The sequence below is a fragment of the Paenibacillus harenae DSM 16969 genome (genome assembly GCF_000422465.1).
Taxonomy (GTDB): domain Bacteria; phylum Bacillota; class Bacilli; order Paenibacillales; family Paenibacillaceae; genus Pristimantibacillus; species Pristimantibacillus harenae.
In genome coordinates, this window is record NZ_AULV01000018.1 from 19,593 (window position 1) to 42,256 (window position 22,664).

Below are 22,664 nucleotides of genomic sequence, written 5' to 3' on the forward strand. Positions count from 1 at the left end.
GCAGAGCGTATGCTTGAAGGTATAGCCTTTTCAACTGATAAGCGGGATGGGTCTACGGCCTGCCGTTTCACTTGATTTGCCCGTTTTTCGCGATCTTGACCGCAAGGTAAAGGAAAGCTTATAGTGTTACAGAGAAGATTAACATATCGATGAGGTGGAATAGTGATGTCTGAGAAGATTTACGTTGGTGTCGATGTCGGCGGAACTGCTGTTAAGGTAGGCATTTGCAATGCGGATGGACAGCTGCTCCAGACGTACGAAGGGCCGACGGAAACGAGTAAAGGAACGGACACTATCCTTCAAAATATTGCAAAATACGCGAAGCAAATCGTAGTCGAATCCGACTATGAATGGGAGCAGGTTGGCGGCGTCGGCGTCGGCATAGCGGGATTCCTCGACATTCCGAACGGGATTGTCAAATTCGCGCCAAACTTGAAAATTGAAAACGTTAATTTAAAGGCCTATCTGGAGCAAGAGCTGAACACCACGGTGAAGGTCAACAACGACGCCAACGTGGCTGCGCTCGGCGAGGCTTGGGGCGGCGCGGGCAAAGGCATTGCCCACTGCGTCTGCTATACGCTTGGAACAGGCGTCGGCGGCGGCATTATTATAGATGGCAAGATCGTAGAGGGCTATGCGGGCATGGCCGGCGAACTCGGCCATATGGCGATCGTGCCCGATCTGGAAGCGATCCAATGCGGCTGCGGCAAGATGGGCTGCTTGGAAACCGTATCTTCGGCAACCGGCATCATCCGCATGGCGAAGGATGCCGTAAGCCGCGGCGACCGTACGTCGCTGTCGCAAGTAGAGAACATTATGGCGAAAGACGTGCTCGATGCAGCCAAAGCTGGAGACGAAGTATCCATTCGCATCGTTAACCGCGCCGCCTATTATTTAGGCAAATCGCTTGCGATGATCGCGATCGTGTTGAATCCGCAATATTTTATCATTGGCGGGGGCGTATCGAAGGCAGGCGACTTCCTGTTCGACCAAATTCGCGAGGTGTTCGAGAAGTATACGCAGGATCAAGCGAAGGAAGGCGTTAAGATCGTTGCGGCAACGCTTGGCAATAACGCAGGCGTAGTAGGTGCTGCCGGCCTTATTCTACGAGGCTAGCTTCATCTGAATCGCCGTTATTATCACCGCGGAACCGGCTCATGCCGCAAGGAGAGGGCTGCAGCCGTTCACGCAAGTGGGGGGATTATTCATGGAAACGGGAGCAACTGTAGCGAAGCTTGTCATCATTACCGGGATGTCGGGTGCGGGCAAGACCATAGCTGTCCAAAGCCTGGAGGATCTCGGCTTCTTCTGCGTCGATAACTTACCCCCGGTACTTATTCCGAAATTCGCCGAATTAATCGAGCAGTCGAACGGTAAAATAGGGAAGGTAGCGCTCGTAATCGATTTGCGCGGACGGGAGTTTTTTACGGCGCTTTCGGAATCGCTATCGTACATGAAAGAGCATTCTACAATTAGCTGTGAGATTTTGTTCCTCGACGCAACGGACGAGGTTCTCGTGCAGCGTTATAAGGAGAGCCGCCGCAGGCATCCGCTTGCGCCGGAAGGCTTGCCGCTTGAGGGAATCCGCAATGAACGCCGCCTTCTGGAGGACTTGAAGGGTTCCGCATCCCAGGTGATCGACACCAGCATTTTGAAGCCGGTGCACTTGAAGGAACGGATTATTACGCATTTCACCAATCAAGAGCAGAACAGCCTCTCGATCAATGTGACCTCCTTCGGCTTCAAGTACGGCATTCCGATTGACGCCGATCTTATCTATGACGTACGGTTTTTGCCAAACCCGCATTACGTAGAGCATCTGCGCCCGAATACGGGGCAGAATCCCGATGTGTATGACTATGTTATGAAATGGCCTGAAACCCAGCAATTTCTAACCAAGCTGTTAGACATGCTGCAGTTCCTTATTCCTCTCTATCGCAAAGAAGGGAAGAGCCAGGTTGTTATCGGTATTGGCTGCACAGGCGGGAAACACCGCTCCGTCGCCATAGCCGAATATTTGGGCCGCATGCTCGGGAGCAGCGATACGGAACGTGTCCGCATCAGTCATCGTGATTCCGATCGTGACAAGCATTAACGGGGTGAAACGATGCAGACAAGACACAAAATATTGAGGCGTCCCAAAATCGTCGTCATCGGCGGCGGAACGGGACTTTCTGTCATGCTTCGCGGACTGAAGGAGAAGCCTCTCGATATTACGGCCATCGTAACGGTCGCCGATGACGGGGGCAGCTCCGGCATTCTGCGCAATGAGCTGCAGATCCCGCCGCCGGGCGATATCCGCAACGTCTTAATGGCGCTGGCCGATGCGGAGCCGCTGCTTACGGAGGTGCTGCAGTACCGGTTCAAAAGCGTACCCGGACTCGCCGGCCACAGCTTGGGCAATCTTATGCTTGCGGCGATGACCGACATTTCGGGCGATTTCGTTGCCGGCATTCGCGAGCTTAGCCGGGTGCTTGCGGTACGCGGAAGGGTGCTTCCGGCGGCTGAGAAAGCGATTGTGCTGAAGGCGGAGATGGCGGACGGCTCAATCGTAACGGGCGAATCCATGATTCCGAAGGCAGGGCAGGCGATTAAGCGTGTCTTTCTGGAGCCAGCCGACGTAGAGCCGCTGGAGGAGGCGGTCGAAGCGATCGAACAGGCGGATGCGATTCTGATCGGTCCCGGCAGCTTGTACACGAGTATCATTCCGAATCTGCTCGTGCCGAAGCTGGCGAGCGCGATCGTCGGTTCGGAAGCGGTTAAGCTGTTCGTATGCAATGTGATGACGCAGCCGGGCGAGACGGATAACTACTCCGTCGGCGATCATCTGGATGCGATCCATGCCCATATCGGCCATCATTTGTTTGATTACGTGATCGTGAACGACGGTGAAATTCCGCCTCAAATTGAGAGCAGGTACGCGGAGATGGGCGCGAAGGCGGTTCATCTCGATTTGGATGCGGTGACGCAGAAGGGCTACGAGGTCATCGCGGACCGGCTTGTGCTGTTCCGGACTTTTTTGCGGCATGATGCAGAACGATTAAGCCATCATATATATAAACTGGTAGAGAACTGGATGTTAAGAAAGAGGTGATAAACGATGTCATTTGCGGCGCAAACGAAGAAAGAGCTGACCCTAATTGAAGCGGATAGCTGCTGCGAGAGAGCGGAGCTGTCGGCGTTGATCCGGATGAACGGCTCTGTCAGCGTATCCAGCCGCAAAGTCGTTTTGGACATCTCAACGGAAAATGCAGCCATTGCCAGAAGGATTTATTCACTGCTCAAAAAGCATTATAAGGTGCATGTCGAGCTGCTCGTCCGCAAAAAGATGAGACTCAAGAAAAACAACGTCTATATCGTCCGTATTCCGGTCGGCGTTCAAGAAATTCTGAGCGAGCTCAAAATCGTATCGGAAGGCTTCATGTTCAACCTCGGCATCGACAAGGAGATTATTCGCAAGCCCTGCTGCAAGCGCTCCTACCTGCGCGGCGCGTTCCTGGCGGGAGGCTCCGTTAATAATCCGGAGGGCTCTTCTTACCATTTGGAAATCTCGTCGATGTACCAGGAGCATTGCGAGGCGCTCGTCGAGCTTGCGAACAAATTTGATTTGAATGCAAGATGCATCGAGCGGAAGAAGGGGTTTGTTTTCTACATCAAAGAGGGTGAGAAAATCATTGAACTTCTTAATATCGTTGGCGCGCATCAAGCGTTATTCAAGTTCGAGGACGTTCGAATTATGCGGGATATGCGTAATTCCGTCAACCGGATCGTCAACTGCGAGACGGCTAACCTGAACAAGACGATAGGCGCGGCCGTCCGGCAAATCGAGAATATCAAGCTGCTGCAAAGAGAAATCGGTCTCGACAATCTCCCGGAGAAATTGAAGGAGGTGGCCGAAATTCGGCTGCAGCATCCCGATATGAATCTGACGGAGGTCGGCGAGATGCTCCGGGGAAAGGTCAGCAAGTCGGGCGTGAATCACCGTTTGCGCAAAATCGACGAGCTTGCGGAAAAAATCCGCGGAGGTTGACCTTTTATCCTAGTGCATCGGCATGTATAATGTTATAATATTTCTAAACGACTTTATTTTAGGGTATACGCTAATGAATCAGTAAAATATAGGGGGTATGGTTTCCATGACAAGGCTTCCGGTTGTCGTTCGTCTTAAGACGGGACTTCATGCAAGACCTGCAGCATTATTCGTACAAGAAGCGAACAAATTTTCCTCCGAAGTTTTTGTAGAGAAGGACGATAAGAAAGTGAATGCCAAATCAATTATGGGCATTATGAGCCTTGCGATCAGCTCCGGCACGGAAGTATCGATAAGTGCAGAGGGTTCAGACGCAGAACAGGCTGTAAACGCTTTAGTCGCACTCGTCAGCAAAGAAGAGCTGGAAAACCAATAAACAAGATGCTTCTGGGAAGAAAGGGCAGTCGGGCAGGTTCGTTACGAGCTTGCGATGGCAGCTCTTTTTTTGTGCCGCTTATGAGACTGTGGGAGGAAGGCAGTGCGCTACTTGTTCCCATGGAAGAGCGCAATTACATCTATAATCAGTGGTGTCGCGTGAGCGGCATGGATGCTAACGGGAAAATCACCAGCTAATTTAATTAAAAACGTCTCGATTTTGAGTATAGTGGGGAAACCTCCGGTTACATACAATCGGATCTTGCGAAGAGACGAATTAGAGGGAGGTTTTTCCTATTAGGTGACTATTAGGAGCATATCAGGAGCAGTGAAAATGCAAAAAAACAGCAGGCGGAGTCTCCTCCGGCCTGCTGTTTCTGCGTTCATACGGCGATTAGCCCAGCTTCTCGATGACCTTATCGACAAGACCATACTCTCTCGCTTCTTCAGCGCTCATGAAGTAATCGCGATCGGTATCCTTCTCGATCCGTTCAAGCGGCTGTCCGCTGCGCTCGGCAAGAATGCCGTTCAGCTTGTCGCGCATCTTCAGAATGCGGCGCGCGCGAATTTCGATATCGCTCGCCTGTCCTTCGGCGCCGCCAAGCGGCTGATGAATCATGACCTCGCTGTTAGGCAGCGCATATCGTTTGCCCTTCGCTCCTGCGGTCAGCAGGAAGGCACCCATAGAAGCGGCCATGCCTACGCAAATCGTGGACACGTCCGGCTTGATGAATTGCATCGTATCGTAGATGGCCATACCTGCTGTGATCGAACCGCCCGGGCTGTTGATGTAGAGAGAAATATCCTTCTCCGGATCATCGGCGGCCAGGAACAGCATCTGAGCGATGATGGAATTTGCCACCACGTCATTTACGCCCGTACCGAGAAAAATAATGCGGTCTTTCAATAAGCGGGAGTAAATGTCATAGGCGCGTTCACCCCGATTGCTCTGCTCAATAACCATAGGCACGAAATTCATATCCAACGTAAGCCCCCTCCTCAACAACAATGAATGGTTAAAACGTAATCCTATAATAACGGATGAAAAGTCAAAAGTCAAAGATAGTCAAACTATCCTTCGCAGCGAAAAACAAAAAACCGTTCCAGCGAATAGGAACGGTTGGTATGTATCAATATAAAGGTTGGCGCGCCCGCTAGGAATCGAACCTAGATCTCAGGCTCCGGAGGCCTACGTCATATCCATTGGACCACGGGCGCAAAAACAGTAGCAAAAATGATTGTATAACATTTCGTAATCGAAAGCAAGTAGAGATAGAAAATTAAATTTGTGAAAATTGTGGCAGAAACCGTTTTCATCAGCAAAACGGCTCTTGCGTCCCATATGTATTTCCGCTAAACTAATGGTGGGACTTGAAATGATACCGCGGGACATAAACGGTCCAGGTCAATGCACCGAATACGCCTGAAGTCGATGGAGTGAAGGATGAGAGATGCGACAGATCGTTGAACTGCAGCAGCAGCTTGTGCCGGATCTGCTCGACGCCATGAAGAAACGGTATTCGATCCTCCACCAGGTGATGCTGTCAGATTTGATCGGACGGAGAACGTTGGCGGCGAATTTATCGATGACGGAGCGTATGCTTCGGGCGGAAACCGATTTTCTGAAGGCGCAGGGACTTCTCGAGACCCATTCGGGAGGCATGCGAATAAGCGATTCAGGCAAGCTTTTATTAGAGCAGCTTGAGCCCTTCTATAAGACGCTGTTCGGTTTATCCGAGCTCGAAGAGACGATCCGCAGTCATTTTGGATTATCGCAGGTCGTGGTCGTGGCAGGTGATTCCGATACGTCGCAGCAGACAAAGCGCGAGCTTGGCCGCGCCGGCTGTCAGGCGTTTATCAGGTACCTGCAGCCAAACGACGTAGTCGCGGTAACAGGCGGCTCTACGATCGCGCAGGTGTCGAGCCAGCTGGTGACGTCAGCTCCGCTGAAGACGAATTGGTTCGTGCCGGCAAGAGGCGGTCTGGGCGAGAGCTTGGATTATCAAGCGAATACGATCGCATCCACTATGGCGAAGAGGACGGGAGCGCATTACCGGCTCTTACACGTACCGGACCATTTGGGTGAAGAGGCTTTCGCCTCCATCATGCAAGAGCCGAATATCCGAGAAATTGTGGACGTTATCCGCAGTGCCCGCATCGTGATACACGGGATCGGAGACGCAATGGTGATGGCTAGACGAAGAAAGCTGGAGCAAGAGGTCATCGAGGCGATGCAGGCGGAGGGCGCGCTGGCGGAGTCATTCGGTTTTTACTTTGACCGGAACGGCGAAGTCGTGCACAAAATGCAAACCGTAGGGTTACGACTTGAGGATATTGTTAAAACTGAAGTTGTTATAGGCGTTGCCGGCGGAAAGAGCAAGGGCGAAGCTATAGCGGCGATCATGCGGTTCGGTCACAATGACGTGCTCGTAACGGACGAAGCTGCGGCTTTGGAAGTGGCGGCAATCATCGGGAATAATAGACCGTAATTTTTAAAACCGGAGAGCAGGGCAGGCATCATGATGGGATGCCGGCGGCATAAGCCGTTCCGGCAAAACATCTTGAAATATATATAATCTTTTAAAAACGCTTAGGAGGAAACAACAATGGTTAAAGTTGGTATTAATGGTTTTGGCCGCATCGGCCGCAACGTATTCCGCGCTTCGCTGGGCAACCCGAACGTAGAAATCGTAGCAGTAAATGACTTGACGGACACGCAGACACTGGCTCACCTTCTGAAATATGACACAACTCACGGCACGCTTGACGCTACAGTTGAAGCTAAAGAAGGCGCGTTGATCGTAAACGGCCGCGAAATCAAAGTATTCGCTGAGCGTAACCCTGCAGATCTTCCTTGGGCTTCCGTAGGCGCTGAAATCGTTGTTGAATCGACTGGTATTTTCACGGCCAAGGAAAAAGCCGAGCTTCACCTTAAAGGCGGCGCAAAAAAAGTGATCATCTCCGCTCCTGCTACTAACGAAGATATCACGATTGTTATGGGCGTTAATGAAGACAAATACGACGCTGCGGCCCACACCATTGTTTCCAACGCTTCCTGCACAACCAACTGTCTTGCTCCTTTCGCAAAAGTATTGAACGACAAATTCGGAATCGTTAAAGGTATGATGACAACGACTCACTCGTACACAAACGACCAATCCGTGCTTGACGTTCCGCATAAAGACCTGCGCCGCGCACGCGCCGCAGCTGAGAATATCATTCCTTCCTCCACAGGCGCTGCGAAAGCCGTTTCCCTTGTATTGCCTGAGCTGAAAGGCAAATTGAACGGTATGGCAATGCGTGTTCCTACGCCTAACGTTTCCGTTACCGACCTGGTAGCTGAACTGAAAGTAAACGTTACGGTTGAGGAAGTTAACGGAGCATTCAAAGAGGCTTCCGAAGGTCCTTTGAAAGGCATCTTGAACTACAATGAACTTCCGCTTGTATCGAGCGACTACAATAGCGACCCTGCTTCCTCCACAATCGACGGTCTGTCGACAATGGTTGTTGAAGGCAACATGGTTAAAGTCATTTCCTGGTATGACAACGAGTGGGGCTACTCGAACCGCGTAGTTGATCTTGCTGCTTACATCGCAAGCAAAGGTCTGTAAGCAAAGAAGGCCGATGGACCGCGGCTCTGCATGTAGAGCTCAGGTCCTTGGTCCGGCGGCTCAGATGAGACCGCGGGCCTGAAGGTCGTTCCTTCTTTGAAGGAACGACCTTCTTTTTTTGAATTCCAACAATATCCGGGAGGTCTTCATCGATGAATAAGAAAAGCGTGCGTGATGTGGCAGAATTAGCGGGTAAACGGGTATTCGTTCGCGTTGATTTCAACGTGCCGCTCGAAAATGGTAAAATTACCGATGACAAACGGATTCGTGAAACGCTGCCGACGATCAATTACTTAATTGAGAAGGGCGCAAAAGTCATTCTTGCGAGCCATCTGGGCCGTCCGAACGGTCAAGTCGTGGAAGAGCTTCGCCATACGGCTTCCGCAGCGCGTCTGTCCGAGCTGCTAGGCAAGCCGGTCACTAAGGCTGACGAAGCTATCGGCGCGGCGGTAGAAGCGCAAGCAGCTGCTCTAAACAACGGCGATGTATTGCTTCTTGAGAACGTTCGTTTCTACGAGGGCGAGGAGAAGAATGATCCGGCTCTTGCGAAAGAGTTCGCCAAGCTTGCCGACCTGTTCGTCAATGACGCTTTCGGCGCCGCGCACCGCGCGCACGCTTCGACGGAAGGCATCGCGCATCTGCTGCCGGCCGTATCCGGTCTTTTAATGGAAAGAGAGCTCGAAGTACTGGGCAAAGCTCTTCACAATCCGGAGCGTCCGTTCACAGCGATCGTAGGCGGTTCTAAAGTGAAAGATAAAATCGCGGTTATCGACAAAATGCTTGAAATTGCCGACAATATCATTATCGGCGGCGGCCTTTCTTATACCTTCTTCAAAGCGCAAGGCCATGAAATCGGCAAATCGCTGGTGGATAACAGCAAGCTGGATCTGGCGCTTGAATTTATCGAGAAAGCGAAGAAGCTGGGCAAAAACTTCCTGATTCCGGTTGATATTGTCGTCACGGACGATTTCAGCGCTACGGCGAACACGAAGATCGTTGACGTCGACAGTATCCCTGCCGAATGGGAAGGCATCGACATCGGACCGAAGACTCGCGAGCTATACGCCGACGTTATTAAGAGCTCCAAGCTGGTCGTATGGAACGGACCGATGGGCGTATTCGAAATCGAGCCATTCTCGCACGGTACCAGGGCCGTTGCGCGCGCATGCGCAGATACAACAGGCTACACGGTAATCGGCGGCGGCGACTCTGCTGCGGCAGCCGAGAAATTCGGCCTTGCCGACCAAATGGACTTCATCTCGACAGGCGGCGGCGCTTCCCTGGAATTCATGGAAGGCAAAGTGCTTCCCGGCGTTGTAGCTCTTAACGATAAATAAATCCGATCCCATAGGAGGAACTATACATGAGCACGAGAACACCTATTATTGCAGGTAACTGGAAAATGTTTAAAACGGTGTCCGAAGCGGTATCCTTCTTCTCCGAAGTAAAAGGAAAAGCTGAGGTTGCCGGCGTGGAGAGCGTTATCTGCGCGCCGTTCACAACGCTTCCTGCGCTTGTTGAAGCGGCAAAAGGAACTCAGATCGCAATCGGAGCGCAAAATGTCCACTTCGAGGACAACGGCGCTTTCACGGGTGAAATCAGCGGCGTTATGCTGAAGGATCTCGGCGTTAAATACGTCATCATCGGTCACTCCGAACGCCGCGCTTATTTCACGGAAACCGACGAGATCGTAAACAAGAAGGTTCACGCTTCGTTCAAGCACGGCCTGCTGCCGATCGTCTGCGTAGGCGAGAAGCTGGAAGAACGTGAAACCGGCCAGACGAAGGCTGTATGTAAGGTGCAAACGGAAGCTGCTTTCGCGGGTCTGTCTGCGGCTCAAGCGGCTGAGGTTGTAATTGCTTATGAGCCGATCTGGGCGATCGGAACGGGCAAATCTTCGACTTCCGAGGATGCGCAGGATGTTATCGGCTACATTCGCAGCATTGTTGCAGCCCTTTATGATCAAGCGACCGCAGATGCGGTACGCATTCAGTACGGCGGCAGCGTGAAACCGGGCAATGTAGCGGAATATATGGGCCAAACGGATATCGACGGCGCGCTTGTAGGCGGCGCGAGCTTGGAGCCTGCTTCGTACATCGCTCTGGTCGAGGGGGCCAAGTAAGATGGCTTCAAAAAAACCTGTAGCGCTTATCATATTAGACGGTTTCGGCTTGCGCGACGATGTAACGGGCAATGCCGTTGCTCAAGCGAAGAAACCGAACTATGACCGTTACTGGTCAACCTACCCGCATACGACGCTCACGGCTTCCGGAGAAGCGGTCGGCTTGCCGGAAGGCCAAATGGGCAACTCGGAGGTCGGTCACTTGAATATCGGCGCCGGCCGTATCGTTTATCAGGATTTGACGCGGATCAGCAAATCGATTCGCGACGGCGAGTTCTACGATAACGAGACACTTCTCGGAGCGGTCAAGCATGCGAAGGTTAACAGCAAGAAGCTGCACCTGTACGGCTTGCTGTCCGACGGCGGCGTGCACAGCCATATTGAGCATTTGTTCGCCTTGCTTGATCTGGCGAAGAAGGAAGAGCTTGAGGAAGTGTATATTCATGCCTTCCTCGACGGACGCGACGTGTCCCCGGACAGCGCGAAAGGCTACCTGGAACGGCTTCAAGCGAAGATTGAAGAGGTTGGCGTAGGGCGTATCGCAACGGTACAAGGCCGTTATTACGCAATGGACCGCGACAAGCGCTGGGAACGTACGGAGAAATCTTACCGCGCCATGGTTTACGGCGAAGGGCCGCAGTATACGAATCCGGTTCAAGCGGTAGTTGAATCCTACGAGAAATCGGTTTATGATGAATTCGTTATGCCAACGGTTATCGTGGATGAAGACAACAAGCCTGTAGGCCTTGTGGAGTCGGAGGATGCGGTTATCTTCTTCAACTTCCGTCCCGACCGTGCGATTCAATTGTCGCAGGTGTTTACGAACACGGATTTCCGCGGCTTCGACCGCGGCGAGAAGTGCCCGGCGAACCTGTACTTCGTCTGTCTGACGCTGTTCAGTGAATCCGTTGACGGCTTTGTTGCGTATTCTCCCAAGAATCTCGATAACACGCTTGGCGAAGTGCTTGCACAGAACAACAAGACGCAGCTGCGTACGGCCGAAACGGAGAAATATCCGCATGTCACGTTCTTCTTCAGCGGCGGCCGCGATCAGGAGCTTCCAGGCGAGACGCGCGTGCTGATTAACTCGCCTAAGGTTGCCACCTACGACCTGAAGCCGGAGATGAGCGCGTACGAGCTTGCGGAATCCACCGCTCGCGAGATCGAAGCAGACAAGTATGACGCCATTATTCTGAACTTTGCCAATCCTGATATGGTTGGGCACTCCGGCATGCTGGAGCCGACGATCAAGGCGGTTGAAGCGACGGATGAGTGTTTGGGGAAGGTTGTGGAAGCTATACTTGCCAAAGGCGGCGTATGTATTATTACAGCCGATCATGGCAACGCGGATATGGTATTCGACGAGAACGGCCGTCCTTTCACCGCGCACACCACTAATCCGGTTCCGCTTATCGTGACGAAAGCGGGCGAGACGCTGCGCGAAGGCGGTATTCTAGCCGATATCGCGCCGACGTTCCTGGATTTGATGACGCTGGCCAAGCCTGAAGAAATGACTGGCAGCACCTTAATTAACAAGTAAATCCAACTATTAAAAAAACCATCTAAAAGGAGTGTTTTCCTCATGTCAATGATCGTTGATGTTTACGCACGCGAAGTGCTCGATTCCCGCGGGAATCCAACTGTTGAAGTAGAGGTTACCCTGGAGTCCGGCGGCAAAGGCAGCGCAATCGTTCCTTCCGGCGCTTCCACAGGCGCTTACGAGGCTGTTGAGCTTCGTGACGGCGACAAATCCCGTTTCCTGGGCAAAGGCGTTCTGAAAGCCGTAGACAATGTGAACTCGGTAATCGCTCCGGAAATTATCGGCCTGGACGCGCTTGATCAAGTATTGATCGACCGCAAAATGATCGAGCTTGACGGTACGCCGAACAAAGCGAAATTGGGCGCAAATGCGATTCTGGCTGTTTCGATGGCTGTAGCACGCGCTGCGGCAGACGCGCTTGACGTACCTCTGTATACTTACCTTGGCGGTTTCAACGCGAAGACGCTTCCGGTTCCAATGATGAACATCATCAACGGCGGCGAGCACGCGGACAACAACATCGACGTACAAGAGTTCATGGTTCTTCCGGTCGGCGCAGCCGACTTCAAAGAAGCGCTTCGTATCGGCGCTGAAATCTTCCACAACCTGAAAGCTGTATTGCATGACAAAGGCCTTAACACTGCTGTAGGCGACGAGGGCGGCTTCGCACCGAATCTTGGTTCCAACGAAGAAGCGATTACGACGATCATCTCCGCGATCGAGCGCGCTGGTTACAAGCCGGGCGTAGACGTATTCCTCGGTATGGACGTTGCTTCGACGGAATTCTTCAAAGACGGCAAATACGTGCTTGCGGGCGAAGGCAAATCGTTCACATCGGCTGAGTTCGTCGACCTTCTCGCTTCGTGGGTAGATAAATACCCGATCGTATCGATCGAAGACGGCTGCTCCGAAGATGACTGGGACGGCTGGAAGCTGCTTACTGACAAGCTTGGAAGCAAAGTGCAGCTCGTCGGCGACGATTTGTTCGTAACGAACACAGAGCGTCTGTCTGACGGTATCGATAAAGGCGTAGGGAACTCCATCCTTGTAAAAGTTAACCAAATCGGTACGCTTACCGAAACATTCGACGCGATCGAAATGGCAAAACGCGCCGGTTACACAGCGGTTATCTCCCACCGTTCCGGCGAGAGCGAAGACAGCACAATCGCTGACATCGCGGTAGCTACAAACGCCGGCCAGATTAAAACAGGCGCTCCGTCCCGTACGGACCGCGTTGCGAAATACAACCAATTGCTTCGCATCGAGGACCAGCTTGGTTCGACGGCTCAATACGGCGGTAAACAAGCATTCTACAACCTGAAAAGCTTTAAATAAACCGGAATAAGCGCTTTATGAGAAGAGCATCCCTCCTGACAGGGCATGCTCTTCTTTTTTTGGTATTGACCGCCTGATATTGAGGTTCTAGTAAGGATAGACCGGCGGCATCTGAGAACCTGATTGATGCGTTGGAGCCGGCTGACGTGAAGTACGTCATCGTGGAGCAGGAGCAGTTCCAAAAGAGCTCGCTTGAGAGCGCGGCGAACAATTATCGGTTTTTGAAGGAGCACGGAATCGTTTGAATGAGGGAATTACTGGTTGTCCTATTGAAAAGTGAATCCGGCTATGGTACAATCGGTTTACGTGTTTTTACGGAGCTCCTATGCTGGAGGTGGAATAAATGGAAATCTTTTTGAAGATCTTGCTCGTTGTATTCTCGGTCGGCCTAATTGCGGTTGTATTGCTGCAAAAAGGGAAAAGCGCAGGCCTATCCGGAGCGATTACGGGCGGTGCCGAGCACTTGTTCGGCAAAACGAAGGCGCGCGGATTGGATTTGTTCTTGCAACGTCTGACAGTTGGACTTGCGGTGGGCTTTTTCGTTTTGGCGCTAGTTGTTTCTTACTTCGTGCAACAATAATGCGTATGACATGCGGAAAGCGGGGCGAACCCCCGCTTTTTTTGTATTTTAGGCATAATCGCGGATGCGCTGCATCCATTTCGTGTATACTACATGGTATATGGTAATCTATCAACCTGCCGCAAATGAAGATAGGCTCGGCCGCAGGCGAATGAGGAGAAAATGCGATTATGATAAATAACGAGCAGGAACTGCTTGATTTCATGCGTGAAACGGCATATAAGCCGATGACTTATCAAGAACTGGAACGGCATTTCGGCATCGAGGATGCGCAGGAATTTAAGGAGTTTCTCAAGCTGCTGAACAAGCTGGAGGACGAAGGGAAGATCATCCGGACCCCAAATGAGCATTACGGCGTGCCTGAACGGATGAACCTGCTCAGAGGCCGGCTGCAGTCGCACGCGAAGGGCTTCGGGTTTCTTATTCCCGACGTGAAAGATCATCCGGACGTCTATCTGCATGCCAATGATTTAAAAAGCGCAATGAACGGCGATACCATTCTCGTTCGCGTGACGTCGAGGAGCGAGCACGGCGGACGAATGGAAGGCGAGGTTGTCCGCATCGTGGAACGGGCTGTTACGCAGATCGTCGGGACCTTCGAGGATCATGAGGCGTATGCCTTTGTCATGCCGGATGACAAACGGATTAATCGGGATATTTTTATCCCTAAAGGCGGCTATCAGGGAGCGGTTTCCGGCCAAAAGGTTGTCGTGCGAATCGTGTCGTATCCGGAAGGGCGTTCTGCGGCCGAAGGAGAAATTGTCGAAATTTTAGGACATAAGAACGATCCCGGCGTCGACATTTTGTCGATTATCCGCAAGCATCAGCTGCCTGAGGGCTTCCCGGACGAAGTCATGGCCGAAGCGGAGTCGGCTCCCGATTCGATCACGGAAGAAGAGATCGTCCAACAGGGCAGGAGGGATCTGCGCGGCGAGGTCATCGTGACCATCGACGGCGAGGACGCCAAGGATCTGGACGATGCGGTGCATGTGAAACGACTGGAGAACGGCAATTATTTATTGGGCGTTCATATCGCGGACGTCGGTTATTACGTCAAGGAGAATTCGCAGCTCGACCAGGAGGCGTTCCGCCGAGGCTGCAGCGTTTATTTGGTCGACCGGGTTATTCCGATGCTGCCGCACCGGTTGTCGAACGGGATCTGCTCGCTGAATCCGAAGGTTGACCGGTTGACGCTCTCCTGCGAGATGGAATTTGACGCGCAGACGTTGAAGCGGGTGCGGCATGATATTTTTACAAGCGTCATACGCACGAAGGAACGCATGACCTATTCCAACGTGCGGAAGCTTCTGACGGCGACAGAGGAGGAGCCTCACACCGAGCTGAAAGAGCGTTATGCCGATCTGCTGGATATGTTCGGCATGATGGAGAACCTCGCCATGCGGCTTCGTTCGAATCGGATGAAGCGGGGCGCAATCGATTTCGATTTCCAGGAGTCGAAGGTTCTTGTTGACGAGAACGGCAAAGCCGTCGATATTGTGAAGCGCGAGCGGTCGATTGCGGAGCAAATTATCGAAGAGTTCATGCTGGTGGCCAACGAGACGGTGGCGGAGCATTTTCATTGGCTGCGCGTACCGTTCCTCTACCGGATTCATGAGGATCCGGATCAGGAGAAGCTGCTGAACTTCATTCGGTTTGCCGCTAATTTCGGCTACGCGGTGAAGGGAACAGGCAATTCGGTACATCCCCGGGCGCTGCAAACGCTGCTGGAGGAGATCCGGGGGACGAAGGAAGCAACGGTGATCTCCACCGTTATGCTGCGCTCCATGAAGCAGGCGAAATATGATTCGGAAAGCCTAGGCCATTTCGGACTTGCGGCAGAGTTTTATTCGCACTTTACGTCGCCGATCCGCCGTTATCCCGATCTGGTCATTCATCGGATCATTCGCGAGGTGGTTGAAGGCGGCGGACAGCTGACGGAAGCGCGTCACGATTACTTGGCTTCGCGGATGGCGGATATCGCTCAGGTCTCCTCGGAACGCGAGCGCGTGGCCGTCGATGCCGAACGCGACGTGGAGCAGCTGAAAAAATGTGAGTACATGCTCGATAAGGTCGGCGAAGAATTTGAAGGCATCATTAGCAGCGTGACGAGCTTCGGCATGTTCATTGAGCTCGATAATTCGGTTGAAGGCCTTATCCGGCTGAGCGACTTGACGGATGATTATTATCACTTCCATGATCAGCACATGCAGCTCATTGGCGAACGCACGTCGCGCGTGTATAGGATCGGCGACGAGGTGAAGATCCGCGTGTCGCGGGTCAGCATGACCGATCATACGATCGACTTCGAGATGGTCGATATGAAGCCGCGCAGCGGCTTTAAAGGCGCTGGCGACGCCGGCGTCGGCGGCGGACGCGGAGGCAAGGCGCGCGGCGGAAATGGCGGCCGCGGGGATGAGCGCGGCGGTCGCGGGCAGGGCGGCGCGCAGCGCACTGCCGCGGGACGCGGCGGCAAGGGCGGAGGCGGGCGCGGAAGCGCGGGACGCGGCGCTGCAGGCGGAGGCGGGCAGGGGAACCCGTGGCTCGCGGACGCGCCAGGCGGGCGCGGCGGAAAGCGACGCGGCCGTGGCGGCGCCGGCGGTGGCGTGGGCCGTGCCGGCGGAGCCGGGGCTGGAGCGGCCGCAGGCGGCGGGAACGCGCCTGCGGAGCAGGGTCCCGGGCCGGAGGCGGCGGCCGATGCGGCGCCGGGCCAAGGCCGTGAGCAGCAGCGCGGCGGCAGCGGCGGGGCACGCACGGATATGTGGGGCCTGCCCATCCGCGGCGGCGGCGGGGCTGGCGGTGAGGGCCGCGGGTCGCGGCGGAAGAACGCGACGCCGAGCGGCGTTTTCACGGCGCCGGACAGCGGCGGCGGAGGCCGGGGGCCTGTTAAGCCGAAGAAGAAGAAAAACGGAGGCGGCGGGAACGCTACGGCTGCTTTTGTAAGGAAAAAACGGAAATAACCCGTCACGGCGGCGGTTTCTAAAACGGAATCGAAATAGAAACCGCCGCATTCAGGGTGATTTGACAAAATATATTTTAGGCTTGTCGCTTGCTTTTTAATTGCGGGTATAGTAAACTCAAGGCAATCGATAATATGAACCTGAATTCACATATTGAAAAGGGTGTCATTATAGTCATGAAACCCTTTCCAATGTGTGAATTTTTTGTTTAAAGACAAACCAGGCGCATATTAATATTATTTTTTTGGAGGTTTTTACACATGCAACAAGGTACAGTGAAATGGTTTAACGCAGAAAAAGGTTTTGGCTTCATCGAAGTTGAAGGCGGCAACGATGTATTCGTACACTTCTCCGCAATCACTGGCGAAGGCTTCAAAACTCTTGAAGAAGGCCAACGCGTTGAGTTCAACGTTGTTCAAGGCAACCGTGGACCACAAGCAGAAAACGTAGTTAAGCTGTAATAGCTTACCATCGTTGACGAAACCGCTCTTGACCCTTTGGGTTGAGGGCGGTTTTTTTGCTTATGGTAAAGCTGACATCGGCCTGATCTTCTTGATTTTCAAGCCTAAAGTTGTTACAATGAGTTTCTGTAAAGTCTGTTTGAAGCGTAAAATTAAGCTGTAAGATTGAGGTGATTAGCATGGCGAAGAAAAATGACGGCAAGCAGCTCGCCCAGAACAAAAAGGCTTCCCATGACTACTTCATCGAAGAAACGTTCGAGGCAGGCATGGTGCTTAAGGGGACGGAGATCAAGTCGCTTAGAAACGGCAAAGCCAATATAGGCGATGCGTTTGCGACTATAAGGAACGGCGAAATCTTCATTCATAACATGCACATTAGTCCGTTCGAGCAAGGCAATATCCATAATCCTACCGATCCGACACGGGCACGCAAGCTTCTCCTGCATAAGCAACAAATTCATAAGCTGCTCGGGCTGTCCAAGCAAGAAGGATATGCCATTGTTCCCTTGAAGATTTATGTGCGTAACGGCTATGCAAAGCTGCTGATTGGACTTGGTAAAGGGAAGAAGCAGTACGACAAGCGGGACACTGCCGCTAAACGAGATGCGCAGCGGGACATTCAGCGTGCGCTTCGGGAGAAGCAGAAGGTCTGATGATTTCCATGGATGAGAGCATCCAACGCTGGCAATAACAATTACGCGCAATAGATTGGGTTTCGTGTTATACTAAGACAGTAGCAACGCAGTACAAGTTAGGTAATAAGCAAGCGTGCTGTAACATTCCGGTAGCGGCTTTATCTCATGAGTTATGATGCTCATTTTGCTGCTCCTTAATCCTGAGGCTTCATTTGATGCTAAACATTAGTGCCGCATGGCAGCTAATCGTTTATGCGAGAATGGGGGCGTTTATGGATTCGACGGGGATTGGACGAGCGCGGGTTGCGGGTAGCAGGGAGTCGTCTGCTTCATCAACGCTAAAGCCAATTAAATGGCAAACAACAACCAACTTACGCTTTCGCAGCTTAATAACCTGTGAGCGTGCTCCTACCTAGCATCGCCCATGTGACTAGACTAGGGGCTAACAAGTAGTGGGATACGCCGCTTCGGTCTCCGCCTGGGGTCGACGGAAGAAGATAATCAGGCTGACCCAACGCAGAGCCGGTTACGGGGCGCTGCTCGGGTGACATCAAAACTGTGACTACACCCGTAGAAGCCTGTGTGGCGTGATCTTCGGACAGGGGTTCAAATCCCCTCGCCTCCACTTAAATACAGACATTCTGTATATGGGAATGCCTTTATCTAAGTGGAGAGTGAAGGATTAAGAATCGTAAGTCCCTAAACGGTTAGTAGGTCGTTGACCTGCCAGCCGTTTTCTTTTTTATCTATCGTGATTTTTCGGAACATGGATTGAATCAATTCCTTCTGTGTTCCTTCCTCAAGCAAGCTCCAATGCTCCTTAAGCGTGATTAGCATCTGAATGAGATCCTCTGCCGGTATTTCGCTCTCATAAACATCCTCTTGCTTCGCCTTCGAGTAAATGTCGTTCATGCGCTGTTCTTCTTCCTCGATCAGCTGCGCGTAGTCTCCGGATGAAAGGTTTCCGTCTCCTAATGCGATCATCCAGTTCTTACGCCGGCGGTTGGATATCTCAACTTCCTTCTGCAGATCAAATTGCTCCTTTCGCTTCTTCTTGCGCTCCTGGACCGAGTTACCACTTACCATTACCCGTTCAAATACCAATTGATTAAGTGCGGGTTCCGATATCGTAGGCGTATCGCAAGTCTTATATAGATAGTTGTTGTGGCATCGGTATCCCTTGTACACCTGATAAGATCCATCGGCCATTCTCTTTTTTGAGCTATTCCCATTGAAGTTAGCTCCACATTTCGCACACTTCAAAATACCGGAATAGGCGTATGCGTAGCTGTTATTGCTCATTTCCCCAGCTTTGCGACGGTTGACCATTTTTTGCACCTTTTCATACTCTTCGATGGTTACTATCGGTTGGTGTGCCCCTTGTGTGAGGATCCGCTTACTATCATCCCAATGCGATGGCTTGAAATGGTTATAGCCGGCATAGGTGGGATTCATGACAAGCGTTTTAATCTCCTTAGCGCCCCATTTGCCGCCTTCCTTCATGCGAGAGTGTTCATTCATCATCTGCGCTATCTTGTTGCGTCCTAGGCCGCTCAGATACAGCGTGAATACCTCTCTGACGAGCTTTGCCTCTTCCTCGACTACAATTAGGTTCAAATCGCTATCGAACATGTAGCCGAGCGGTGGACGGCTCATATGCCTGCCGCCATTCTGCGCCTTCTTGGTCAATCCCTTTAGTGTTTCTTCGCGCAGGTTGTCCAGGTAAATCTCGGCCCATATACCGGAGAACATGAGGAACGCTTTACCCATTGGAGAACGTGTGTCGATTTCCTCTGATCCTTGAGCTGCAATTATCAGACGTACATCTAGCTTATTGATGAGGTTGATAAATCCGTATAAGTCACCTTGGTTTCGGGATAACCTGTCTAACTTGTGGATAATTACAGTGTCAAACTTTCCATCCTTCATGTCCTGCAGCATCATTTGTACACCCGGACGCTTGAATGTCTTACCGCTGACTGCTGGATCCGAATACACCTTATAGAGCTGGAGTCCCTTTCTCTCAATGACACTCATGAGAATGTCATGCTGGGCCTCCATAGAAAATCCTTCCTCGGCCTGCATCTTGGAGCTGACGCGTATGTAAAGTGCTGCTCTGTTCATGCTTACCTCCTAATAAATAAGCCCCGATAGAGGGGCTAATTGATTTCATTCCACTTAATATCAGGGTTTGCTTTCATTATCTCAGTTTTTCCAGTTATCCAATTATCTCGTACTGGGTATTTACCATTATACATGGAATAGTGGTACGGATTATAAAAAACAATAACTGCGGTTAAGCAAACAAAAAAGGTACAAATAACAGCTGCCCACCACTTATTCATTAACCTCACACTCTCCCTTTTATTATATATGTATTCTATCGGCGTCACATTGGAAATAATGAACATTGAGAAAGGAGTTCATTATGCCTATAGATGTATTCGACAATTTAAATAATTTGCACCATTTCCAAACTTGGGAAGTGTTCAGTATCTGTAAAGATGTGAATTCGAGACGGCATATCGCCCGGGTCGGGAATGATGAATATTACTTTCCGCATACGATTGAACAAAGAAGAATTATGACGGAGCCTTCAGGCTTTTATCAAATAAACCAAAATCAAATTGTGAATACGACACTAATCGACAAGTATAAAAATGGGAAAATTACCATTGGGGGAAGGGATTATTACCTTTCTGATCGAAGAATACGTGGGTTTGAGTCTTTTTATTTCCCATATTGAGAATCATTCGCGTAACGTCATCGCTTAAAATTACTTGCAAAAATCGACAGACAGATGAGAATTATGAGTTTATTATGAAAACTAAGACGAATGGATTATTGTTTGCCTGTCAAATGTGACATACAATGACAGTGATAGCGCTTCCAGCGTCATTATTTTGAGTAAAAAGTACGTAAATTTATGTACTCAATCCCGAGAGTAGAGTCATCTACTCCGCTGCCAGTTCCATTCATATAGGTCATCTATCACAACCTTGAGCGGGACTGCAATCCTTTTTGCAACAACAATGCCCATAATATGGCGCATCTTTATGTAATCATTTAATTGTTGCTTCGGGATTCCAGTTTGGTCGGACAACCATTGCTGAGATTGTTTTAGACGCTCTAAGTGTTCTGGAATTCGGCAGCTTATGGGTTTGAGATCCATAAACGTGCCACCTTATTTATTAGTAAAATAAAAACCCTTGTACGCGAACGTCCGTTCGTATAAAATGTTCGTATATCAACTTAGAGACAGGACGGTGTTGCTCATGGAAAAACGAGAGTTGATTATAGATGTTGCACTATTTAAGAAATACGGTATAGAATCTCAAGAAGTTATCGAATATCTCGAAAAAAAACAAGCAGTAACATTAAAACCTATACACGTTAACGCTTATCAGTATTTGAAGAACCAGACTGTTGTGTCTTCATGAATCTTTTGGCGCGTACAAATGCAATAAATTCCTTAACATCGTCCTCATCTAGTATCATATTATCAATTTTGAATGTCATTCTTTCTATTATTTCCTCATCAGTTAATTCCATTTCTAAGTAATCAAGAAATAAGTCCGCACTATCTTGTTCCTCTTTTCCAAGTAACCAATTTGGTGTAACTTCATACAGATCAGCAAGTTTTTTTAGGGTAACGGTATCTGGATCCCTATAGTCCCTTTCATATCCAGAGATAGCACCATTAGAAATATCCAACTTTTTCGCAACTTGAATTTGAGTATATCTTTTCTTCACCCTCGCGTGTTTTAATCTCTCTCCAAGCGTCCTCATTTTGATTAACACCTCCTTCTTACTAATAATCAATATACCAACATTAAGCGTTACGAATAAGTTGTTTAGCGATAAGCGCAAATTTGTTGTTGACTAAGCGTAACGCTTAATGTATATTTAACCCATAACTAAGCGTAACGCTTAATTTGAGGGGGTGAAGAACATGAATATAGTGGTTGCAAGAATGGAGCAATTACGGAAACAAAAAGGAATAACAAAGACTCATATTGCTAAACGGTGCGGCCATTCAGTATCTTGGTATGCTGATATCGCAAAAGGTCGCAGACGCGCATATTTGGATGATGTGTTCCTGATTGCTGAAGCGATGGACGTGCAGATAGAAAATTTTTTTGACTCCAAACTAAGCGTAACGCTTAATTCGGTACAAACTGCTTAACAGTCCTATTTTAATGGATTAACCAAATTTAGGGAAGGTGGTAATGAAAATGAAACTATTCAGCTTCGGTCAGAAAGAAATGAGGATTGTCGAGAAAGATGCAGAACCGTGGTTCATTTTAAAAGACGTGTGCGAAGTTTTGGAGATTGATCAAGTGGCCGGCATTAAACGGAGGTTGTCTGATGATGTGATTTCAAATCACCCCATCCCTGACTCACTTGGCAGAATGCAGGATACAACAATCGTAAATGAAGATGGCCTATATGATGTAATCCTTGAAAGTCGCAAACCTGAAGCACGAGCCTTTCGCAAATGGATCACAAGTGAAGTCATCCCATCCATCCGTAAGAATGGCGCATACATGACACCGGAAACAATCGAAAAGACGCTTACAGATCCGGACTTCATTATCAACCTTGCGACACGCCTTAAAGAAGAAACGGCACGAGCTGAAGCAGCAGAACGAGAACGTCAATTCATCCAGGCTCAAAGAGATGCCGATCGTCCTCTAATCGCCTTTGCCGAAACGTGCATGGACAGCGAGAAGAACATGCTTGTTCGTGAAGTGGCCAAGCTTGCTAGTAAAAACGGCGTGATGGTTGGCGAGAAACGACTTTACGACAAATTGCGGTCATGGGGTTTAGTGTGCCAGAACAGTACAGAACCAACGCAGCGCGGTATTGAAATGGGAATCTTCGAAGTAATCAAGGGCGTTCGACAGACGCCAAAAGGCGCGAGGGATTGGGAGACTACGAAAGTCACTCCAAAAGGACAAGCCTACATTATTGATCGCCTGCAGCGCGAACTCAAGAAAGGAGCATAACCCATGCAA

The 22,664-nt window shown here is 50.6% G+C and carries 23 protein-coding genes, 1 tRNA gene and 1 other RNA gene; 19 read left to right on the forward strand and 6 right to left on the reverse strand.

Annotated elements, in window-relative coordinates; translation table 11 throughout:
* Nucleotides 1-165: 165 nt before the first annotated feature.
* The 5 genes from H581_RS0105715 (at nt 166) to H581_RS0105735 (ending at nt 4,406) form a co-directional block, all read left to right on the forward strand.
* A complete protein-coding gene (locus H581_RS0105715) occupies nt 166-1,116 on the forward strand; it encodes an ROK family glucokinase (RefSeq protein ID WP_028609176.1) in 951 nt (316 codons plus the stop codon).
* A 91-nt stretch (nt 1,117-1,207) separates the two neighbouring features.
* Nucleotides 1,208-2,095 (forward strand): RNase adapter RapZ, encoded by an 888-nt coding sequence (rapZ, locus tag H581_RS0105720; protein ID WP_028609177.1) that lies wholly within the window; start codon nt 1,208-1,210, stop codon nt 2,093-2,095.
* 12 nt (nt 2,096-2,107) lie between these two features.
* Nucleotides 2,108-3,094, forward strand: a complete 987-nt coding sequence (locus H581_RS0105725) for a gluconeogenesis factor YvcK family protein (protein ID WP_028609178.1) — start codon at nt 2,108-2,110, stop codon at nt 3,092-3,094.
* 6 nt (nt 3,095-3,100) lie between these two features.
* Complete coding sequence (gene whiA / locus H581_RS0105730; protein WP_028609179.1) at nt 3,101-4,030, forward strand: DNA-binding protein WhiA; 930 nt, start codon at nt 3,101-3,103, stop codon at nt 4,028-4,030.
* A 106-nt stretch (nt 4,031-4,136) separates the two neighbouring features.
* Entirely contained in the window at nt 4,137-4,406 is a 270-nt protein-coding gene (locus H581_RS0105735) for an HPr family phosphocarrier protein (protein WP_028609180.1), read from the forward strand.
* Nucleotides 4,407-4,799: 393 nt separating this feature from the next.
* Here the strand turns inward: H581_RS0105735 and clpP are convergent, their stop codons facing one another.
* Together clpP and H581_RS0105745 are read right to left on the reverse strand one after the other, a co-directional pair.
* Nucleotides 4,800-5,384, reverse strand: coding sequence for an ATP-dependent Clp endopeptidase proteolytic subunit ClpP (gene clpP, locus H581_RS0105740; RefSeq protein WP_028609181.1), 585 nt, complete (start codon nt 5,382-5,384; stop codon nt 4,800-4,802).
* A 164-nt stretch (nt 5,385-5,548) separates the two neighbouring features.
* Nucleotides 5,549-5,623, reverse strand: a tRNA-Arg gene (locus H581_RS0105745).
* Nucleotides 5,624-5,856: 233 nt separating this feature from the next.
* Here H581_RS0105745 and H581_RS0105750 point away from each other — a divergent pair.
* The 11 genes from H581_RS0105750 to ssrA all read left to right on the forward strand — a co-directional run bounded on the left by H581_RS0105750 (nt 5,857) and on the right by ssrA (nt 18,274).
* On the forward strand, nt 5,857-6,894 hold the full coding sequence (locus H581_RS0105750; RefSeq protein ID WP_028609182.1) for a sugar-binding transcriptional regulator: 1,038 nt from the start codon (nt 5,857-5,859) through the stop codon (nt 6,892-6,894).
* A gap of 117 nt (nt 6,895-7,011) precedes the next feature.
* Nucleotides 7,012-8,016 (forward strand): type I glyceraldehyde-3-phosphate dehydrogenase, encoded by a 1,005-nt coding sequence (gap, locus tag H581_RS0105755; RefSeq protein WP_028609183.1) that lies wholly within the window; start codon nt 7,012-7,014, stop codon nt 8,014-8,016.
* A 152-nt stretch (nt 8,017-8,168) separates the two neighbouring features.
* Nucleotides 8,169-9,353: a phosphoglycerate kinase gene (locus H581_RS0105760; protein WP_028609184.1), complete on the forward strand. Its 1,185-nt coding sequence runs from the start codon at nt 8,169-8,171 to the stop codon at nt 9,351-9,353.
* Between the two features lie 26 nt (nt 9,354-9,379).
* Nucleotides 9,380-10,138, forward strand: a complete 759-nt coding sequence (tpiA, locus tag H581_RS0105765; RefSeq protein ID WP_028609185.1) for a triose-phosphate isomerase — start codon at nt 9,380-9,382, stop codon at nt 10,136-10,138.
* 1 nt (nt 10,139) lies between these two features.
* On the forward strand, nt 10,140-11,678 hold the full coding sequence (gpmI, locus tag H581_RS0105770) for a 2,3-bisphosphoglycerate-independent phosphoglycerate mutase (RefSeq protein WP_028609186.1): 1,539 nt from the start codon (nt 10,140-10,142) through the stop codon (nt 11,676-11,678).
* A gap of 42 nt (nt 11,679-11,720) precedes the next feature.
* The gene (eno, locus tag H581_RS0105775; RefSeq protein ID WP_028609187.1) at nt 11,721-13,013 is read left to right on the forward strand and encodes a phosphopyruvate hydratase; all 1,293 of its coding nucleotides are present in this window, start codon (nt 11,721-11,723) and stop codon (nt 13,011-13,013) included.
* 343 nt (nt 13,014-13,356) lie between these two features.
* On the forward strand, nt 13,357-13,593 hold the full coding sequence (gene secG, locus H581_RS0105785; RefSeq protein ID WP_028609188.1) for a preprotein translocase subunit SecG: 237 nt from the start codon (nt 13,357-13,359) through the stop codon (nt 13,591-13,593).
* Between the two features lie 170 nt (nt 13,594-13,763).
* Nucleotides 13,764-16,550, forward strand: a complete 2,787-nt coding sequence (rnr, locus tag H581_RS0105790) for a ribonuclease R (protein ID WP_036717918.1) — start codon at nt 13,764-13,766, stop codon at nt 16,548-16,550.
* A 260-nt stretch (nt 16,551-16,810) separates the two neighbouring features.
* Nucleotides 16,811-17,011 (forward strand): cold-shock protein, encoded by a 201-nt coding sequence (locus tag H581_RS0105795; RefSeq protein WP_028609190.1) that lies wholly within the window; start codon nt 16,811-16,813, stop codon nt 17,009-17,011.
* 179 nt (nt 17,012-17,190) lie between these two features.
* Entirely contained in the window at nt 17,191-17,664 is a 474-nt protein-coding gene (gene smpB / locus H581_RS0105800; RefSeq protein ID WP_028609191.1) for an SsrA-binding protein SmpB, read from the forward strand.
* Between the two features lie 244 nt (nt 17,665-17,908).
* Nucleotides 17,909-18,274, forward strand: a transfer-messenger RNA (tmRNA) gene (ssrA, locus tag H581_RS36945).
* Between the two features lie 71 nt (nt 18,275-18,345).
* Here the strand turns inward: ssrA and H581_RS0105805 are convergent.
* On the reverse strand, nt 18,346-19,770 hold the full coding sequence (locus H581_RS0105805; protein ID WP_028609192.1) for a recombinase family protein: 1,425 nt from the start codon (nt 19,768-19,770) through the stop codon (nt 18,346-18,348).
* A gap of 35 nt (nt 19,771-19,805) precedes the next feature.
* Entirely contained in the window at nt 19,806-19,991 is a 186-nt protein-coding gene (locus tag H581_RS0105810; RefSeq protein WP_028609193.1) for a hypothetical protein, read from the reverse strand.
* A gap of 83 nt (nt 19,992-20,074) precedes the next feature.
* Between H581_RS0105810 and H581_RS39580 the strand changes: the two genes are divergently transcribed.
* Nucleotides 20,075-20,392, forward strand: a complete 318-nt coding sequence (locus H581_RS39580) for a LytTR family transcriptional regulator DNA-binding domain-containing protein (protein ID WP_028609194.1) — start codon at nt 20,075-20,077, stop codon at nt 20,390-20,392.
* A 204-nt stretch (nt 20,393-20,596) separates the two neighbouring features.
* On the opposite strand, the gene H581_RS33190 is transcribed toward H581_RS39580, so the two are convergent.
* Together H581_RS33190 and H581_RS39245 are read right to left on the reverse strand one after the other, a co-directional pair.
* Nucleotides 20,597-20,818: a helix-turn-helix domain-containing protein gene (locus H581_RS33190; RefSeq protein ID WP_036717921.1), complete on the reverse strand. Its 222-nt coding sequence runs from the start codon at nt 20,816-20,818 to the stop codon at nt 20,597-20,599.
* A 221-nt stretch (nt 20,819-21,039) separates the two neighbouring features.
* Nucleotides 21,040-21,435, reverse strand: a complete 396-nt coding sequence (locus H581_RS39245; RefSeq protein ID WP_051250489.1) for a helix-turn-helix domain-containing protein — start codon at nt 21,433-21,435, stop codon at nt 21,040-21,042.
* Nucleotides 21,436-21,598: 163 nt separating this feature from the next.
* Between H581_RS39245 and H581_RS0105830 the strand changes: the two genes are divergently transcribed.
* Together H581_RS0105830 and H581_RS0105835 are read left to right on the forward strand one after the other, a co-directional pair.
* Nucleotides 21,599-21,832, forward strand: a complete 234-nt coding sequence (locus H581_RS0105830; RefSeq protein ID WP_028609195.1) for a helix-turn-helix domain-containing protein — start codon at nt 21,599-21,601, stop codon at nt 21,830-21,832.
* A 49-nt stretch (nt 21,833-21,881) separates the two neighbouring features.
* Nucleotides 21,882-22,655: a phage antirepressor gene (locus H581_RS0105835; protein WP_245599934.1), complete on the forward strand. Its 774-nt coding sequence runs from the start codon at nt 21,882-21,884 to the stop codon at nt 22,653-22,655.
* Nucleotides 22,656-22,664: the final 9 nt, after the last annotated feature.